General features: G+C 74.9%; 8 protein-coding genes. 3 read left to right on the forward strand and 5 right to left on the reverse strand.

Annotation, left to right across the window (positions count from 1 at the left end; translation table 11 throughout):
* Positions 1–633: 633 nt before the first annotated feature.
* Complete coding sequence (locus B446_RS18200; protein ID WP_020940918.1) at positions 634–1,182, reverse strand: MarR family winged helix-turn-helix transcriptional regulator; 549 nt, start codon at positions 1,180–1,182, stop codon at positions 634–636.
* A 110-nt stretch (positions 1,183–1,292) separates the two neighbouring features.
* On the opposite strand from B446_RS18200, the gene B446_RS18205 reads away from it, so the two are divergent.
* Entirely contained in the window at positions 1,293–2,576 is a 1,284-nt protein-coding gene (locus B446_RS18205) for an MFS transporter (protein WP_234967512.1), read from the forward strand.
* Positions 2,577–2,628: 52 nt separating this feature from the next.
* On the opposite strand, the gene B446_RS18210 is transcribed toward B446_RS18205, so the two are convergent.
* Both B446_RS18210 and B446_RS18215 read right to left on the reverse strand, forming a co-directional pair.
* Positions 2,629–4,308 carry an ATP-binding SpoIIE family protein phosphatase gene (locus tag B446_RS18210; protein WP_020940920.1) on the reverse strand — a complete coding sequence of 560 codons (1,680 nt, stop codon included), beginning with the start codon at positions 4,306–4,308 and terminating at the stop codon, positions 2,629–2,631.
* A gap of 130 nt (positions 4,309–4,438) precedes the next feature.
* Positions 4,439–5,818: an NAD(P)/FAD-dependent oxidoreductase gene (locus B446_RS18215; protein WP_020940921.1), complete on the reverse strand. Its 1,380-nt coding sequence runs from the start codon at positions 5,816–5,818 to the stop codon at positions 4,439–4,441.
* A 377-nt stretch (positions 5,819–6,195) separates the two neighbouring features.
* Between B446_RS18215 and B446_RS18220 the strand changes: the two genes are divergently transcribed.
* Positions 6,196–6,957, forward strand: coding sequence for a TetR/AcrR family transcriptional regulator (locus tag B446_RS18220; protein WP_043475936.1), 762 nt, complete (start codon positions 6,196–6,198; stop codon positions 6,955–6,957).
* A 282-nt stretch (positions 6,958–7,239) separates the two neighbouring features.
* Positions 7,240–9,174, forward strand: a complete 1,935-nt coding sequence (locus B446_RS18225; protein ID WP_020940923.1) for a sigma-70 family RNA polymerase sigma factor — start codon at positions 7,240–7,242, stop codon at positions 9,172–9,174.
* On the opposite strand, the gene B446_RS18230 is transcribed toward B446_RS18225, so the two are convergent.
* Positions 9,171–12,491 carry an ATP-binding protein gene (locus B446_RS18230; RefSeq protein ID WP_020940924.1) on the reverse strand — a complete coding sequence of 1,107 codons (3,321 nt, stop codon included), beginning with the start codon at positions 12,489–12,491 and terminating at the stop codon, positions 9,171–9,173. The genes B446_RS18225 and B446_RS18230 overlap by 4 nt on opposite strands.
* 600 nt (positions 12,492–13,091) lie before the next feature.
* Positions 13,092–15,170 carry an asparagine synthase-related protein gene (locus B446_RS18235; protein ID WP_020940925.1) on the reverse strand — a complete coding sequence of 693 codons (2,079 nt, stop codon included), beginning with the start codon at positions 15,168–15,170 and terminating at the stop codon, positions 13,092–13,094.
* Positions 15,171–15,675 lie beyond the last annotated feature (505 nt).

The following is a 15,675-nucleotide window of genomic DNA, read 5'->3' on the forward strand; positions in this document are numbered from 1 at the left end:
TGAACACCACGAGAGCGGTGCGAGAGGAGGAATAGTCCCCTCGCACACAGCGTCCTCGCTGTGTTTTTCAAAGGAACCTCGTCCCAGCCGTGATGGCCGGAGACGGGGTATCAACATATCTGGCGTTGATTTTTGGCACGCTGTTGAGTTCTCAAGGAACGGTCGCTTCCTTTGTACTCACCCTCTCGGGCTTTCCTCCGGGCGCTTCCCTTCGGTCTTGCGTTTCCGACTCTATCAGATCTTTTCTCGATCCGATTTCCTCGGTGCTTTCCAGGTCTTCGCTCTCGCGTTTCCCTTTCCGGCGGTTCCGACTCTATCAGATCCTTTCGGCGTCTGACTCCCAGTCAGGGGGGTTTGCCTTCCCGGCTGTTGGGCCGTTCCGACGTCTCAAACCTTAGCGGATCCGCTCGGCGATTCCCAATCGGGCCACCGAGTCCCTATTCGAATTGAATTCGGGCACGCCGAAATCAACCCGGTCAGGTGATCGTGCTTGTGGTGTGAGTGCCGCTCGCAGCGGCTGAGGTGCTGCCGGAGAACCGTTACGGCCCGGTGGCAACCCGAAGAACTCTACGGATCGACCAGGGGCGTGTCAAGCATCCCCTGTCAAGATCTTTTCCGACGCCCGGCTGCCGCTCAGTCGAGATCGCTGAGCCGGCCGCCGGCGTCCGGCTGGGCGTCCTCCACCCGGCGCAGCAGCCTGGTCAGCACCTCGCCGAGCACCGCGCGCTCCCCGCCGGTGAGGTCCTGGAGCAGGTCCTCCTCGAACACGGTCGCGAGGCGCATCGCCTCCAGCCACTTCTCCCGGCCCTCGGGTGTCAGCTCGACGATCACCCTCACCCGGTTGGACTCGTCGCGTTCCCGGGTGACCAGCCCCTCGGCGACCATGCGGTCGATCCGGTGGGTCATCGCGGCCGGGGTGAGGCCGAGCCGCTTGGCGAGGTCGCTGGGGCCCAACCGGTAGGGGGCGCCGGACAGGACGAGCGCCTTGAGGACCTCCCATTCGGCGTTGCTGATGCCGAGGGCGGCCGTCTGGCGGCCGTACGCCACGTTCATGCGGCGGTTCAGCCGGGACAGTGCCGACACGATCTTCTCGACCTGGGGGTCGAGGTCCTGGAACTCGCGCTGGTAGGCGGCGATCTGTTCTTCGAGCGTCGGCTCCGTGACGCGGGGGGTCTCGGCCATGGCGGCAGTATCGCACGGGGCGACTTTGCCTTGAAGTCCTTGGATGTGTACTCTTTAGCTTCGAACTTTAGCTTCGAAGTCTTCAGGTCTAACTAGTGAGAGAGGTGAACGTGACCAGGGCGATGGGCGCAGCGATGCGCCGGATCCACGTGGGCAACGCACTCAGCGCATTCGGGCTCGGCTTCACGGTCCCCTACCTGTACGTCTATGTGGCGCAGGTGCGGGGGCTGGGGGCCATGACGGCGGGACTCGTGCTCGCCGTCTTCGCCGTCGCCGCGCTGATCGTGCTGCCGTTCGCCGGCCGGGCGATCGTGCGGCGCGGCCCACTGCCGGTCCTGCTCACCGCTCTGGTCACGGCCGCGCTGGGCGCGCTGAGCCTCGGGCTCGCGAGCAGCGCGGCGGCCGTGCTGCTGTCGGCGGCGGCGCTCGGTGCCGGGCAGGCGGTGATGCAGCCGTCGCTGGCGACGATGATCGTGGACTGCTCCACGGCTGACACCCGGTCGCGGGCGTTCGCGATGCAGTTCTTCCTGCAGAACCTGGGGCTCGGTGTCGGTGGCCTCATCGGCGGTCACCTGGTCGACACCACCCGGGTCTCCTCGTTCACGCTGCTTTTCGCGATCGAGGCCGCGGTCTTCCTGATGCTGGTCGTGGTGCTGGCGACGGTGCGGATGCCGCACTCCCCGCGGATCGCGGACGCGCCGGCCGTGTCGGCCGGGGCCAGCTGGAAGCGGCTGGTCGGGAACCGGGCGATGGTGCAGCTGTGCGTGCTGGGCTTCGTGCTGTTCTTCGCCTGCTACGGCCAGTTCGAGTCGGGGCTGAGCGCCTACGGCGTCGAGGCGGCCGGGATCTCCACCTCCGCGCTCGGTACCGCCCTGGCCGCGAACACGCTGATGATCGTCGTCGCACAGTTCGCCGTGCTGAAGTTCGTGGAGCGCCGGCGGCGCTCCCGTGTGATCGCCGCCGTCGGTCTGATCTGGGCGGTGGCCTGGCTGACCGCGGGGTACGCGGGGCTGGGTCACGGCAGCCAGGAGATGGCGACCGCCGCGTTCGTGTCGACGTACGCGCTGTTCGGGCTCGGTGAGGCCATGCTGTCGCCGACGCTCGCCCCGCTGGTGGCGGATCTGGCGCCGGAGGGCATGGCCGGGCAGTACAACTCGGCGTTCGCCCTGGTCAAGCAGCTGGCGCTGGCCGTCGGTCCGGCGGTGGGCGGCCCACTGGCGGCCTCGCTGCCCGCGCCGTACGTCGTGACCTTCCTGCTGTTCTCGGTGGGCATCACCGTGCTGGCGCTGCGCCTCGGGCGGCAGCTGACCGCCGTGCAGGACCAGCCGTGGGCCGGCGCGAAGAGCCGGGTGGTCGCCCGGGGCACGGCGCCCGCGGAGACCCTGGCCGCGTAGGCCGGCGGGCCACGGCGGTGGCGTACGGCGGTGCGCCCGGGTCGTGTCCGGCCTAGCCCTTCGGGAGAAGGAACTCGCACCACACGGCCTTGCCACCGCCCGGGGTTCTTCGGGAGCCCCAGTGGGAGGCGATCGTCGCGACGATGGCGATGCCCCGTCCCGACTCGTCGCCGGGTTCCGCCCGGCGCCGGCGCGGGAGGTGGTCGTCGCCGTCGGTGACCTCGATGATCAGCCGGCGGTCGGTGCGGCGGAGCCGGAGCCGCATGGGCGGTGTGCCGTGCTGGAGGCTGTTGGCGACGAGTTCGCTGGTCGCCAGGACGCCCAGGTCGTGCAGGTCGGCGGGGAACCGCCAGCTCGTGAGCACGCCGGAGGCGAACGCGCGGGCGCGCGGGGCGGCCTCCACCCCTCCGAGGAGTTCCAGGGCCGCGTTGCGGAACAGTTCGCCCTCGGGACCGGTGCGGGCCGGGTGCTGGAGGACCAGGACGGCGACGTCGTCGTCGTGGTCGGCGGTGACGCCGGCGGAGCGGACCAGGCGGTCGCAGACGACCTGGGGGGTGCCGGTCGCCCCGGACAGCGCGTGCTCCAGGGAGGCGATCCCCTCGTCCAGGTCCTCGTCGCGGCGCTCGACCAGGCCGTCGGTGTAGAGGACGGCGGTCGAGCCGGGGCCGAGCGCGATGGAGCCGGAGGCGTGGATCCAGCCGCCGGTGCCGAGCGGCGGCCCGGTGGGTTCGTCGGCGCGCGAGACCTGCCCGTTCTCGTCGCGGACCAGGATCGGCAGATGGCCGGCCGAGGCGTAGACCAGGTTGCCCTCGTTCGGGTCGTGGACGGCGTACACGCAGGTGGCGATCTGGTTGGCGTCGATCTCGATGGCGAGGCCGTCGAGGAGCTGCAGGACCTCGTGCGGCGGCAGGTCGAGCCGGGCGTAGGCGCGGACGGCGGTGCGGAGCTGGCCCATGACGGCCGCCGCGCGGACGCCCCTGCCCATGACGTCGCCGATGACGAGTGCCGTGCGGCCGCCGCCGAGGGTGATCACGTCGTACCAGTCGCCGCCGACCGCGGCCTCGGTGCCGCCGGGCTGGTAGGTCGCGGCGATGCGCAGGTCGTCGGGCTGTTCCAGTTCCTGCGGGAGCAGGGAGCGCTGGAGCGTGACGGCGGTCTCGCGCTGACGGCGCTCGCTGGCGCGCAGGCGTTCGGCGGCCTCGGCGTGGTCGGTGACGTCGGTGGCGAACACCAGCACACCCCGGTCGGCACGCCCGGCACGGTCGCTGTCGCCGCCTTCGGCCCCGCCGGTCTCCGCGACCGGGGTGCAGGTGAACGTGTAGGAACGGCCGTCGACGGCCTTGCGGGACTTCAGGGTGCGCGACTTTCCGCTGCGCAGCACCTGGTCGAGGAGCGGGAGCAGGCCGAGTTCGGCGAGTTCGGGAAGTGCCTCGCGGGCGGGCGAGCCCGGGGTACGGGTGCCGAAGGCCGCCGTGTAGGCGTCGTTGACGTAGGCGATGCGGTGGTCGGGGCCGTGGACGAGGGCGACGAGGGCCGGGACGCGGTCGAGGACGTCGCGTGCGGGCAGTTCGTCGACGGCGGGCACGGCCGGCGGGCCGTCGGCCGGGTGCTCGGCACGGGCCGCGGGCACGGAGCCTTCCCCCCGCCGGTCGGTGGGGACCGCGGTCTCGGTCCGCGCTGCGGCGCGGCGCTGCGTTCCGGGGAGCCGGGCGCTCCAGCGCGTGAAGTTCACAGTGGGGAAAGCCTCGTGGGTGCTGTGGACGGGCAGGTGCCCGTCCGAGGACGTGGGGCAGTCTGGCAGGTGGCCGTCCGCGGCGATATCCGTCAGACGCCGGGGCGGGCCGTGGAGTTCCTGGGACCGGTCAGGACGACCCCTTCGGGTCGTCCGACGGGTCGTGAGGAGGCTTTCCACCGGCCGCGAGTTCGAACTCGGCTCGGGGGTGTTCGAGTGAACCGAGCGAGACGATCTCCCGTTTGAAGAGCCCGGAGAGGGTCCATTCCGCCAGGACGCGGGCCTTTCGGTTGAAGGTGGGCACCCTGCTGAGGTGGTACGCGCGGTGCATGAACCAGGCAGGGTAGCCCTTCAGCCTGCGCCCGTAGACCTGGGCGACGCCCTTGTGCAGGCCCAGGGAGGCGACGGAGCCGACGTACCGGTGCGCGTACGTCTCCAGGGGCTCGCCGCGCAGCGCGTGGACGATGTTGTCGCCGAGGACCGCGGCCTGGCGCACCGCGTGCTGGGCGTTGGGCGCGGTGTCGGTGCCGGGCTCGGCGGCGGTGACGTCGGGGACGGCGGCGGCGTCGCCGGCGGCCCAGGCGTGTTCCGTGCCGTCGACGGTGAGTTCGGCGGTGCACCGCAGCCGGCCCTGGGGGGTGAGCGGCAGGTCGGTGGCGGCGAGCAGCGGGTGCGGTTTGACGCCGGCGGTCCACACGACCGTGCGGGTCGGGAAGCGCTGGCCGTCGCTGAGGACGGCGACGCGGTCGGCGCAGGAGTCGAGGCGGGTGTCCAGCAGGACCTGGATGTTGCGGCGGCGGAGCTGGGTGACGGTGTAGCGGCCCATCTCCTCGCCGACCTCGGGGAGGATCCGTCCGGAGGCTTCCACGAGGACCCATTTCATGTCCTCGGGGCGGAGGTTGTGGTAGTAGCGCGCCGTGTAGCGGGCCATGTCCTCCAGTTCGCCGAGTGCCTCGACGCCCGCGTAGCCGCCGCCGACGAACACGAAGGTGAGGGCGGCGTCGCGGACGGCGGGGTCGCGGGTGGAGGAGGCGATGTCCATCTGCTCGATGACGTGGTTGCGCAGCCCGATGGCCTCTTCGACGGTCTTGAAGCCGATGCCGTACTCCGCGAGGCCGGGAATGGGCAGGGTGCGGGAGACGGAGCCGGGGGCGAGGACCAGTTCGTCGTAGCCGATCAGTTCGGCGGCCCTGCCGTCCTCCGCGGTGGCGAGGGTGGTGACGGCGGCGGTGCGCACGGCGTGGTCGATGGAGGTGACCTCGCCGACGACCACGTGACACCGGTCCAGGACGCGGCGCAGCGGTACGACGACATGGCGGGGCGAGATCGAACCCGCGGCCGCCTCGGGAAGGAACGGCTGGTACGTCATGTAGGGGTCGGGAGTGACGACGGTGATGTCGACCTCGCCCCGCCTGAGCTCCTGCTTCAACCTCCGCTGCAGACGCAGGGCCGTGTACATCCCGACGTAGCCGCCGCCGACAACCAGAATGCGCGCACGTTCCTTCACCATCCCATGACGCACCCGGCGCTGTTGTTTGTCCACAGCCCCGGCAATTTGTGTGACCGGCGAGCTGATGTGCGCGGGCCCGGGCGCGCCGTCCCGATGGGGAGGAACCGGGCAGGTCAGCACAGACGTACGGACGGGAGTGAGGGGATGGAATCCGGACATAAATGACCCGTACTCCGATCGGGGGGCGCACTGTGCGGAACCTGCCCCTTCTGAATTGACTCCCTCTCAACTATGTTCGTGTGTCGACGGGGTGTAGGGAATGTGGTCGAACGGGTTCGCAAGGGTCGGTCCCGCTCGGGACCGACGCCGGTTCCACGCACTCCGGATTCAGTGGCGGGGAGTCTCCGGGGGGAGACGTCATTAACCGGGGGAAACACATGCATGTTCAGGACACTCATTGGTCGTCGGCAACCGCTCTCGCGACGGGCGGCCCGGCCGTGACCGCGGAGGCGGGCAACGGACGCGCGGACGTGTCGCGTACGACGCCGCTGCGGGTGGACGCACAGCGCAACCTGGAGCACGTGCTGCGTGCGGCGCGTGAGGTCTTCGGCGAGCTGGGCTACGGCGCGCCGATGGAGGACGTGGCGCGGCGGGCACGCGTCGGTGTCGGCACCGTGTACCGGCGCTTTCCCAGCAAGGACGTGCTGGTCCGGCGGATAGCCGAGGAGGAGACCGCGCGGCTGACCGAGCAGGCGCGGGCCGCGCTCGGGCAGGAGGACGAGCCGTGGTCGGCGCTGTCCCGCTTCCTGCGGACGTCCGTGGCGTCGGGGGCGGGCCGGCTGCTGCCGCCGCAGGTGCTGCGGGTCGGGGTCGCGGAGGAGGGCCAGGCCGGCCCCGCCGAGGAGGCCCGGGTGCCGCAGCAGCGGTCGCAGCCGGTGGTGTCGGGTCCGGGTGAGCTGCGGCTGGTGTCGGAGCCGGTCGCGGACCACGGCGGGGCCGACACGCTGCTGGAGGTCGTCGGGCAGCTGGTGGACCGGGCCCGGGAGGCGGGCGAGCTGCGCACGGACGTGTCCGTGGCGGACGTGCTGCTCGTGATCGCCACGGCGGCGCCCGCGCTGCCGGACCCGGCGCAGCAGGCCGCGGCGTCCGCGCGGCTGCTGGACATCCTGCTGGAGGGGCTCCGGTCCCGGCCGGTGTAGGCACCGAGGCCGCCGACGGGGCCGAACGTCCGTCGCCCACGGCCCTCGTTCCGCCGTCCCTCGGTTCCGCCGTTCCACGGTTCCGCCGTCCCCTGTTCCGCCGTTCCGCACGCGGCGGACGGGGGCGCGGGCGCGGTGCCCGTTCGGGTGATGCGCGTGCGCGTGCGGGGCAAGTCCGCCCGGACGAGTGGACGGTGGTGCGGGCGGGGCCCGGGCGCGGGGCGTTGTGGCACCCTGACCCGGTGACGGGTTGGGCTGGTCCGGCGTCGGGGGCTGCGCGCGATGGGCGTTGACGGGTGGGACGGGTCGCGCGGTGACGGTGACCCGGCGGAGGCCGGCGGGCTGACCTCGCCCCAGGTGCCCGGCCAGGGCGGGCGGAGCAGGACCCCGGGCGGGGCGCGCGCCGACGAGAGCGTGCCCGCCCAGCGTGGCCGCGAGGCGTCGGCGGCGCGGCGGACGCCGCCCGCGGACGGCGCGTTGATCGAGCGCATGCGGGCCGGCGACGACTCGGCCTACGAGGAGCTGTACCGGCGGCACGCCGACGCGGTGCGCCGGTACGCCCGTACCTGCTGCCGTGACGCGCACACCGCGGACGACCTCACCGCGGAGGTCTTCGCCCGCATGCTGCAGGCGGTGCGCGGCGGCTCGGGGCCCGAACACGCGGTGCGCGCCTACCTGCTGACCTCCGTGCGGCGGGTGGCCGCGCACTGGGGCAGGTCCGCCCGGCGCGAGCAGCTCGTGGACGACTTCGCCGTGTTCGCCCAGCAGGCCGCCCAGACCTCGGAGGCGTCCGACGACACCACCCTGGAGCTGGGCGCCGACGTGCGCGCCCTGCACCGGGCCGAGCAGTCCATGGCCATGCAGGCGTTCCGGTCGCTGCCCGAGCGCTGGCAGGCCGTGCTGTGGCACACCGAGGTGGAGGACGAGTCGCCCAGCGAGGTGGCCGTCCTGTTCGGTCTCGACGCCAACGGCACCCGGGTGCTGGCCAGCCGCGCCCGCGAGGGGCTGAAGCAGGCCTATCTGCAGGCCCACGTCAGCGCCTCCCTCGCCGGCGACGAGGAGTGCGCCCGCTACGCCGACCAGCTCGGCGGCTACGCCCGCCGCAAACTGCGCGTCCGGGCCGAACGGGGGCTGCGCGGGCACCTGGAGGGGTGTGCCAGGTGCCGGCTGGCGGCCGCGCAGATCGAGGAGGTCGCGAGCGGTATCCCGGGTGTCGTCCCGGTCGCGGTCATCGGCTGGTTCGGGGCCGCCGGGTACGCGAAGGCGCTCGGGATCGTCGCCGGGGGCGCCGGGGTGGGCGCGGCGGGTGCCGCGGCCGCCGCGGGCGGGTCGTCCGGGGGCACGGGCGGCGGAGGCGGAGCGGCGGCCGCTGAGGGGCTCGGCGCGCCGGTGAAGGCGGGGATCGCGGCCGGGGTGGTCGCGGTGGCCGCCGCCGCGGTGGCCCTGGCGCTGGTGAACGACGGCCATCCGGCCAGGGAGGTGGCCGAGCCCGCGCCTTCCACGCCTTCCGCATCCTCCGCTCCGTCCGTGCCGTCCGCTCCGGGCGTCCACCGGCCGCCGGCGCCGGCCCGCACGCCCACCGCGAAAAAACCCGCACCCGGACCGGCCGTACCGGTGTCGCGCCCGGTCCCGGCGGCGAAGCCCAGCCCCACCTCCCAGGCCAGGCCCGGACCCCACCGGTCGCCGGACCCGGCCCCCGAGCCCACCCGCGCCCCCACGCCCGCGCCCGAACCACGGCCCACACCGACCCCGACGCCCACGCTCCCTCCCCCGCCGGCTCCCGCCGTCTACACGTGGAACGGGCTGGGGTACGACGTCGGCGGGGACGGTACGCAGCCCGAGATGCGGCTGGGCGAGAGCAGCTGGGTGTGGCGGCGGTACGGGATGTCGGTCGCCCGTACCCGGTACGCGGGCGGTGTCACCGTGCACGGCCGGTCCTCCGTCACCGTCGACCTCAACCGCCCCTGCACGGCCTACGACGCCCTGGTGGGGGTGGACGACCTGACCCTCGGGCTCGGCCGGGTCACCTTCTCCGTCTACGCCGACGGGGTGAGGCTGTGGCGGTCCGGGCCGGTCGCGGGGCACGACGAGGCCGTGCCCGTCCATGTCGACCTGGCCGGGCGCCGCACGGTACGGCTCGTCGTGGAGCCGCACCGCGACGTCTTCGCCCAGGCCGCGCTCGCGGACTGGGCCGAGGCCAGGTTCACCTGCAGCTAGCGCCTCGGCGCGCCGGCCGCCGTCGCCGTCAGGTCCCGTGCGGCGTCCCGCGCGGTGAGCGCCGCGCCCCGCCTCCGCTCGGCCGCACAGCGGTCCGGGGACAGCGCGGCGCGGGCTGCGGTGTCCACCTCGGCGGCCCGGGTGCGCTCCGGTTCGGGGCGGGGGAGGCCGGCCCGCCAGTGGTCGGCGGCAGCGAACAGCCGGACGGCGCCGGGCAGGTCGCCCAGCCGGGCCAGCAGGTCGGCGCCGACGTCCACCAGACCGGCCGTGATCGACTCGGCGCAGTGCCGCTCCACCGCCTCGCACAGCGCCTCCGCCACGACCGGCAGGGCGGCCGCGGGCCCTGACTCACCGGCCGTGATCAGGGCCTCTACCGAGCGCAGGGCGGCGACGTACTGCGGGGGCGGCGTGCCGGCCCCCGCGGCCGCGCAGGCGGTGTCGTACAGCTCGCGCGCGCGGACCAGGTCGCCGTCCAGCTCGGCGATCCGGGACCGCATCAGCAGGACGAACGCCTCCGACTCGGCCGCCCCGTACCGTTCGGCCGCCGTGCCGGCCTGGTCGAGGGCGGCGAGGGCGGCGGCCCGGTCGCCCGACCGCAGGGCGATGTCGGCCAGCCGCGCCAGCAGGAACGGCGACTCGGCGTAGGCGCCCACCTCGTAGGCGAGGCGCAGCGCCTCCTCGTACTCGCCACGCGCCTCGCCGAACCTGCCCCGCGCCATGGCCACCTCACCGGCCGCGCTGCACACCTGCGCCCGCATCCAGCGGTCGCCGACGCGGCGGCCGATCGTCCGCAGCTCCGCCAGGTCCTCGTCGACGCCGCGCAGGTTGCCGGGCGAGTCGACGACCACGTGCGCGCGGTACATGAGGGCGACACCGAGTTCCCAGTCGCCTCCGTACCGGCGGCAGTTCTCGACCGTGGCGGTCAGGTCGGGGCCCAGGTCGGCCGGGTCGCCCAGGTAGTACGCGGTCAGCGGCCAGACGATGCCGGGGAGGCGGGCCGCCCGGGGACCGCCTTCCTCGAACGCGGCCCGTACCCGCGCGAGGTACCGCCCGGCCCGCTCGTCGGCCGCGAGGTTCCCGGCGCTCGACTCCGAGGTCAGGAACAGGTCGAACAGTCGCAGGTCCATGCGCAGCTCGTACAGCGGGTGGCCCGCCTGCCCGTCGGGGGCGGCGAGGAAGGCGCCGACCGGGTCCGCCGACTCCGCCGGCGGGCCCAGCGCGGCGGGGTCGGCGTCCGCCGGCAGGGCGTCCCGGGCGACGCCGAGGCGCAGCACCTGGCGCACCCGGTCCACCGCCTCCTGGCGGTAGTTGCGCAGCCACCAGAACCAGCCCATCGCCCGCACGATCGCGCCGGCCTCCGCCTCGTCGCCGGCGCGCACCGCGCGGTCCAGGGCGGCGCGGATGTTGTCGAGTTCGCCCTCCAGGAGCCGGATGCAGGGCAGTTGGTCCGCCGACCGCAGCCGCGGCTCGGCCTCCTCGGTCAGGGCGCGGACCCAGGCGCGGTGGCGCCGTTCGGCCGCCGCCCGCAGTTCGGGGACCTCGGCCGCGCGTTCGGTGGCGTACTCGTGGATGGTCTCCAGCATGCGGTAGCGCATGCCGGGCGGTGGCCCCGAGCCGTCCAGGGCGCCCGGGCCGTCCTGGGCGTCCGCCGGTTCCGGGGCGGCCACGACGAGGGACTTGTCCACGAGGGCGCCGATCAGGTCCGCCGCCGGGCCCGTGCACACGGCCTCGGCGGCCGCGAGGTCCCAGCCCCCGGCGAACACCGACACTTCGCGCAGTACGGTGCGCTCGCGCTCGTCCAGCAGGTCCCAGGACCAGTCGACCACCGCGCGCAGGGTCTGCTGGCGGGGCAGGACCGTGCGGCTCCCGGAGGTGAGCAGGCGGAAGCGATCGTCGAGCCGGTCGGCGATCTGCCCGGGGGTCAGCAGCCTGAGCCGGGCCGCGGCCAGTTCGATGGCGAGCGGCAGCCCGTCCAGGCGGCGGCAGATCTCCGCCACGGCCCCGGTGTCGCCCACCGCGCCGGCGCCGGGGCGGACGGCCTGCGCGCGCTCCGTGAAGAGGCGGCGCGCCTGCTCCGGCACGAGGGGTTCGACCGGGCGCACCGACTCGCCGGGAACACCCAGGGGTTCGCGGCTGGTGGCGAGGATCGTGAGCCCCGGGCAGTGGGTGAGGAGGGTCTCGGCGAGGGTGGCGGCCGCGTCGACGACGTGTTCGCAGTTGTCGAGGATCAGGAGGAGTTCGCGCGGGGCGCAGTGCTCGACGAGCAGGGTGGTGGGGTCGGTCTGCGGCGCCGCCAGGTCGTTGGCCAGCAGCACGGTCTCGCGCAGACCGAGCGCGCTGACCACCGCGCCGGGCACCGCCTCCGGCCGGTCGAGCGGGGCCAGCTCGGCCAGCCACGCCTGGGGCAGCCCCGTGGCGGCCTCCTCGGCGAGGCGGGTCTTGCCCGAGCCGCCCGGTCCGGTGAGGGTGACGAGGCGGGCCCTACGCAGATCGGAGCGGATGGCGGCGAGTTCGGGTTCCCGGCCGCCGAAGGAGGTCAACCGGCGGCGGAGGTTGCCGGTGCGCCCGGGCGGCCGGGTGGGCGGCGCCGCCGCGGGCGGCCGCCCGCTCAGCAGCGAGGCGTGCAGGGCCTGGAGTTCCGGGCCAGGGTCGGTGCCGAGGGCGTCGGCGAGGGTGCGGCGGGCGGACTCGTACGCGGCGAGGGCGTCGGCCGGGCGGCCCGTGTCGCGCAGGGCGCGGATGTGGAGGGCGCGCAGGGATTCGTCGTAAGGGTGCGCGGTGGTGAGTTCCGTCAGCTCCGGTACGACGTCCCGGGCGCGGCCGAGGCCGAGGGCGGCGGCGGCGCGGGCGCGGGTCGCCTCCAGGTGCAGCGCCTCGGGGCGGGCGGCGGCGGTGCGGTCGGGGAGGTCGGCCAGGGCGGTGCCGTGCCAGAGGGCCAGGGCCTCGGTGAGGGCGCGGTGGGCGGTGGCGGGGTCGCCGGCGGTGAGCGCTCCGGTGCCCGCGCGGGTGAGGCGGGCGAAGACGTGCAGGTCCACGTCGTCCTCGGTCGCCTCCAGGCGGTAGCCGCCCTCGGTGGAGGAGACGGTGTCCCGGCCGAGGGTGCGGCGCAGGCGGCCCACGAGGGCTTGGAGGGCGGCGGGCGCGTCCTGCGGCGGCGCGTCCGCCCAGACCTCCTCGATCAGCGTCTCGGCCCCGGCGGTGCGGCCGGGCCGCAGAGCGAGGGCGGTGAGAAGCGCCCGCAGCCGCCGCCCCCCGAGGTGCAGGGCGACCCCCTGGTCGTCCGTGACGCGGGCCGTGCCCAGGATTCCGTACCGCACCGGCTCATTGTCCCGGTGAGCCCGGGGCGGGGCCACGGTGTTTCGGTCCGGGGGTGTCCGGGGCGCGGGATGGGAGCGTGGTCCGGGGGCGGGCGCGCGGGCGGGGCGGCTGCGGTGGTTGGGCGAGCGGTACTCGGTGCCGGATGTCGGGGGCGGGCCGGGACGGCCGCCGTGCCCGAGCGGACGCTCGGTCTGCCGGGCCGGGGGGCACGGTGCCCACGTGCCACTGCGGGTGACTGCCGTGACGGCGTGGCTCGGCAAACGGCCGGCCGGCCGGATGCCCAGATGCGAGCCAGGGAGCGGCTGCCGCGGCAAGGCGGACGCCCGGTCGGCGGGGACGGTGGCACCCGGTGTCCCTCCGCCGGCCGCGGGCGACTGCCGCGGCCTCGCGGCTCGGGGAACGGCCGGTCGGCGTGGCCGGGTGCCCGCGTGGCGGCGGCTGCCGCGCTGGGTCCGGGAGCGGGCGGCGCGGGCGGGGCGGCTGCGGTGGTCTGCGGCTCGGTAGCAGGACGGCGGGGCCGGGTGCGAACCCGGAGCGGGGCGGCTGCCGCGATCGCACGGCTGGGCTCACCGGCGGGCTGCGTCAGCCGGGCAGCGGGCTCAGGCTCCCGAGGCCAGGGCGTCGCGTCTCGGCTGGATTCCGGAGGGGACGGCTCGGGCGCGGGCGGGGGTGCCGGTCCAGCAGGTGCCCCGGCGGGACAGCAGGCGGCGGAGCCAGAGTTCGAGGGAGACCAGGTCGGCCAGGCCGTCCAGGGGCAGGGGTTCGCCGGACGCGGCGGCGCGCAGGGCCTTGCGGACCACGCGGGCCTCAATCAGGCCGGCCTCAGCCAGGAACGGGGTGGAGAAGAGGTCCACCAGGGAGTCGGCGGCCAGCCGCAGCCCCGCGCGCGTGGCGGCGGCCGAGGAGGCGTGGGAGGGGGTGCCCCAGCCGGGCGGGAGGTCGGTGACGCCGGCGCCCTCCAGGACCGTGCGCAGGACGGCGGAGCGGGCCCCGGGCTGGACGCGCAGCGCCTCGGGGAGGTCGCGGCAGGCGCGGACGACCTGGTTGTCCAGGAAGGGTGCGTGCAGCCGCTGGGAGCGGATCTCGGCGGCCTGTTCCAGAACGCGCAGGTCGGCCGCGTAGCGGGCGAGCACCGCGCGCGCGTGGAACTCGCCGGGGCGCTGGCTCGCGCCCAGGGTGGAGCGGTCCGCCCCGGAACTGAGCAGAACCGATACTTCAGCCAGTGCCTCTCCGGTCAGCCAGCGCGCCGCCGGCCCGGGTCTCGCCCAGGCGAGCGCGGCGAGGGACGCGCCGACCGCACCCCTGGGTTCGTCGAAGCGGCGCCGGATCAGCCGCTCGGCGAGGAGTTCGAGGCCGGTCCGGTACGGGGTGCGGGCCAGCCGCCGCGCGGCGCCGTACACGCGCGCGGGGACCATCACCGAGCCGTCGGCCCGGGCGAGCGCCGCGACCGGGCGGACCAGGTGGCGCCGCTTGCGGTCCATCAGCAGGTCGGCGAGGCGGGCCGGGTGGGCGTCCAGGACCTGGCGGGCGCCGTGGCCGGTGAAGTGGTCGGCGCTGCCCGCGGCGAACCGGGCGCGGTGGCGGGCCGCGGTGACCAGCGAGGGGCCGGGCTCGTCGGTGAGGGGGCCGTCCAGGTCGGCGTACGGCAGGGCCTCCTCGCCGCCGGTGACCACCACGTGGTGCAGGCGCGGGTTGGCCGCGAGGGTCCCGGCGCGCTCGAGTTCGGCCTCCCGGCCGCCGACGGCCAGGTCGTTGAAGGTGACCGCGAGCAGCCGTTCGCCGGCGCCCGTGCCGTGGCCGAGCAGCGTGCCCGGCCGGCCGGGCAGCCCCGCCGCCAGCAGGGCCAGCGTGCCGGAGGCCGGGCCGCCGGAGAGGTCGGCGCCGATCCCGGGCATCGGCATGCCGCGCGCGGCGCGCCGCTCCGCCGGGCCCATCCCCGGCACCGGTCCGGGGTCGAGGTCGGGCACGTGCCGCGGTGCGGACATCCGCGCGCGTACGGCCTCGACGAGCGCGTCCCGTACGGCGTCCACCGCGCGGTCGGGGTCGGCGGGGGGCGCGGCCACGGCGAGGGATGCCACCGGCTCGTACCCGGTGATCTCGCGCGCTCCCGCGCGCAGTACGAGCGCGTGTCCGGGCGGGATGCGCCGTACCCCTTCGTACGGGGTGGTGTCGCGCAGCGCGGCGGGTACGTCGGGGGCGGCGAGCAGGGCGGCCAGGTGGCCGAAGTCGAGGTTGGCCTCGATGAGGTCGGCGAGCGGCAGGGCGGCCGTGGCGTAGGCCGTGCCGCCGGCCCAGGGGGTGTGGAACACCGGCCGGGCGCCCGCGAGGTCGCCGCAGACGGTGATCCGGCGGCCGACCTGGACGACGGCCGTGTAGCTGCCGGCCCACGCGGTCAGGTGGCGCAGGGCGCCGCCGCGCGCGGTGAACAGCGCGCGCCGCAGTTCCTCGTCGCCGGCCGCGCAGGTGCCGAGGACGGCGATCCGGTTCTGGGCGTCGGCGCGCACCACCCGTACCTCGTCCGGCCGCCAGTCCCCCACGGCCCACAGGGGGTCGGGGTCGCCCCACAGGAGGTGGGAGCCGACCGGGTGCAGGGTCTCGCCGTCGTATCCGGTGGCGCCGGCGGTACCGGTTCCGGAAGCGCCCGCGGCGGTGCTGCTCCACCCCACCAACCACCGCATCGACGCCTCCACAGGCTGTGGACCACCCAGTGCACCGCATGAACCGGATCCCCATGCTGCCATGAAGAACGCGCCGTGGAGGGGCGGTGACGCCGCCTTCGATCGAGGGAAAATCCCGTACCGGCCGGTGCGGCGGGCGGGCGGGCGGCCGCCCGGGCGCGGCGGGGAGGCCGGCCGAACGGCCGTGCCGCGCACGGCGGGTGGCGGCGAGGCACGAAGTCGGCGGCGGTAAGGTGCGATACGAATGCGCCCCCGAAACGCGCTCCGAATACGCCCTTCGCGCCCTCAAGTGCCGTGGTGGGAACGGAAATCACCGCCGGGAGCCGGGGTCGATTTTCAGCCAATTCGACTGCGGGCGCCGAGCTTTGAGCACGCTCCGTACAGGCCTGGGCAGCGCACGGCGGCCCGTGTACGCGCACAGTCCGGGAGGCGGGCATCGCCTCCCGGACCGGTCCGCCACCCGCGGGGATGTAGGTGGCGGTGTCCCCCAGCCCGCTGGATCCAG

Origin of the sequence: Streptomyces collinus Tu 365, from assembly GCF_000444875.1 — a bacterium.
Classification (GTDB): Bacteria; Actinomycetota; Actinomycetes; order Streptomycetales; family Streptomycetaceae; genus Streptomyces; species Streptomyces collinus_A.

Coding starts and splice junctions, on each gene's coding strand:
- B446_RS18215 (WP_020940921.1), bottom strand. CDS start 5,818: ATGGTGAAGGAACGTGCGCGCATTCTGGTTGTCGGCGGCGGCTACGTC.
- B446_RS18235 (WP_020940925.1), bottom strand. CDS start 15,170: ATGCGGTGGTTGGTGGGGTGGAGCAGCACCGCCGCGGGCGCTTCCGGA.
- B446_RS18220 (WP_043475936.1), top strand. CDS start 6,196: ATGCATGTTCAGGACACTCATTGGTCGTCGGCAACCGCTCTCGCGACG.
- B446_RS18200 (WP_020940918.1), bottom strand. CDS start 1,182: ATGGCCGAGACCCCCCGCGTCACGGAGCCGACGCTCGAAGAACAGATC.
- B446_RS18225 (WP_020940923.1), top strand. CDS start 7,240: ATGGGCGTTGACGGGTGGGACGGGTCGCGCGGTGACGGTGACCCGGCG.